General features: G+C 71.9%; 2 protein-coding genes and 1 pseudogene. 2 read left to right on the top strand and 1 reads right to left on the bottom strand.

The window, feature by feature from the left end:
* Positions 1 to 531 (top strand): acyl-CoA carboxylase biotin carboxyl carrier protein subunit (locus ACYVE7_RS33180; RefSeq protein ID WP_460370424.1); only part of this gene is annotated, 531 nt, incomplete at its 5' end.
* Positions 528 to 1,682 (top strand): acyl-CoA dehydrogenase family protein, encoded by a 1,155-nt coding sequence (locus ACYVE7_RS33175; RefSeq protein WP_460370423.1) that lies wholly within the window; start codon positions 528 to 530, stop codon positions 1,680 to 1,682. The genes ACYVE7_RS33180 and ACYVE7_RS33175, both read left to right, overlap by 4 nt.
* 4 nt (positions 1,683 to 1,686) lie before the next feature.
* Here the strand turns inward: ACYVE7_RS33175 and ACYVE7_RS33170 are convergent.
* Positions 1,687 to 1,989, bottom strand: a pseudogene (locus tag ACYVE7_RS33170) (enolase C-terminal domain-like protein); the annotation flags it as partial.

Below are 1,989 nucleotides of genomic sequence, written 5' to 3'. Positions count from 1 at the left end.
CGGGTGCTGGGCGGGCTGCCGTCGGGCTGGCGGAACCTGCCGTCGCAGCCGCAGCGCAGGAGCTACACGGGGCCCGAAGGGGAGATCGAGGTCTCCTACCGGCTGACCCGCGACGGGCTGCGCTCGGAGCCGGGCGCGGAGCTGGTCGAGGCACGGCCGGACGGCGTCGTCCTGGGCGTCGCGGGGATCCGCCGGAGTTTCGCGGTCGAGCGGGACGGCGACCGGGTGTTCGTCGACTCCGATCTCGGTCCCGTGACGCTCGCGGTGGTCCCGCGGTTCGCCGATCCGAGCCTGCGGATCGCGCCCGGCGCGCTGCTGGCGCCGATGCCGGGCACGGTCGTGCGGGTCGCCGCGGAAGCGGGCGGGACGGTCGCCGAAGGCACGGTGGTCGTCGTGCTGGAGGCGATGAAGATGGAGCACCGGATCACGGCTCCGGCCACCGGCACGGTGGCGGAGCTGAACGTCAGCGAAGGACAGCAGGTCGAGGCCGGAGCGGTCCTCGCGGTCATTGAGGAGACCCCCCAGACATGAGCTTCATCGAGAGCGACGAGCGCAAGGCGCTCCGCGCGGCCGTGGCGGACCTCGGCGCGAAGTACGGCGCGGCCTACTACGCGGAGAAGGCGCGCAGCGGCGAGAAGACCCACGAGCTGTGGGCGGAGGCCGGACGGCTGGGCTATCTGGGCGTCAGCGTGCCGGAGGAGTACGGCGGCGGGGGCGGCGGCATCGCCGATCTGGCGGCGGTCTGCGAGGAGCTGGCGGCGGCGGGCAGCCCGCTGCTGATGATGGTCGTCAGCCCCGCGATCTGCGCGACGATCATCGCGCGGTCGGGGACGGAGGAGCAGAAGCGCCGCTGGCTGCCCGGGTTCGCGGACGGCACGCTCAAGATGGCGTTCGCGATCACCGAGCCCGACGCCGGTTCCAACTCCCACCGGATCACCACCCAGGCCCGCCGCGACGGTGACGGCTGGGTGCTGAACGGCCAGAAGACCTTCATCTCCGGGGTCGACGAGTCCGACGCGGTCCTGTTCGTCGGCCGGATGGAGGACCAGAAGGGCACGCTCAAGCCCGCCCTGTTCGTGATCCCGACCGACACCGAGGGCTTCACCTGGTCGGAGATCCCGATGGAGATCGTCTCTCCGGAGAAGCAGTTCATCTGCCATCTGGACGACGTGCGCCTGCCCTACGACGCCCTGGTCGGCGACGAGGACGCGGGCCTCCTCCAGCTCTTCGCCGGGCTGAACCCCGAGCGGATCATGGCGACGGCCATGGCGGGCGGCATCGGCCGCTACGCCCTCGGCCGTGCCGTGGAGTACGCCAACTCCCGTCAGGTGTTCAAGACCCCGATCGGTGCCCACCAGGGGCTGGCGCACCCGCTGGCCGCCGCCAAGATCGAGCTGGAGCTGGCCAGGCTGATGGGCCAGAAGGCGGCGTTCCTCTATGACGAGGGCGACGACTTCGGTGCGGGCGAGGCCGCCAACATGGCCAAGTACGCCGCGGGGGAGGCCGCCAACCACTGTGTGGACCAGGCGGTGCAGACCTTCGGTGGCAACGGCCTGACCGTCGAGTACGGGATCGGCGGCATGATCACCTCGACCCGGCTGCTGCGGATCGCCCCGGTCAGCCGGGAGATGATCCTCAACTTCGTCGGCCAGCACTCCCTGGGGCTGCCCAAGTCGTACTGATCGCCTACCGCCGGCGTGTGAAGTGCAGGTCGGCGGTGGACAGCCGGGTGAGCTTGGCCGACTCGACCTCGTGGCCGAGGCCCGGCTGGGTCAGCGGGACCGCGACGACGCCTCCGGTGGAACGTACCGGGGGCGTCACGTATTCGGGGCCGCCCGCGAACTCGGTGATGTCGCTGGGCAGGGTGCAGCCCGGCAGGCTGGCCAGGGCGACCGAGGCGGCCTTGCCGATGCCGAACACGCCGGAGCCGCCGCACCAGACGTCCCAGCCCGCGGCGTAGGCGCGGTCGTGGGCGGCGCGCGCGGCGGT

The organism is Actinocorallia lasiicapitis, from assembly GCF_054778695.1.
This window is presented reverse-complemented; position numbering and strand designations above follow the sequence as displayed.

Coding starts and splice junctions, on each gene's coding strand:
- ACYVE7_RS33175 (WP_460370423.1), top strand. CDS start 528: ATGAGCTTCATCGAGAGCGACGAGCGCAAGGCGCTCCGCGCGGCCGTG.